Annotated in this window: 1 rRNA gene; it reads left to right on the forward strand. The window is 45.8% G+C overall.

What is annotated here, in order from left to right:
* A 16S ribosomal RNA gene (locus tag GQA99_RS20505) occupies nucleotides 1-93 on the forward strand; the annotation flags it as partial.
* Between the last annotated feature and the right edge of the window lie 158 nt (nucleotides 94-251).

Genomic DNA, 251 nt, shown 5'->3' on the forward strand with positions numbered 1-251 from the left:
TTCGGGAGAACGCTCACCACTTTGTGGTTCATGACTGGGGTGAAGTCGTAACAAGGTAGCCCTAGGGGAACCTGGGGCTGGATCACCTCCTTACCTATACGACTAACTCAATACCTAAAGTGCAGAGATGCATGTGAGTGTTCACACAGATTACTTGTTAACTTCTTCGGAAGTAGAGTGAAACACGCCGCGAGCCGGTCAGTGTTGTTCTTTAACAATTTGGAAAGCTGATAGTAATTAATTGCATGAGT

The organism is Shewanella litoralis (assembly GCF_009828585.1).
Lineage (GTDB): Bacteria > Pseudomonadota > Gammaproteobacteria > Enterobacterales > Shewanellaceae > Shewanella > Shewanella litoralis.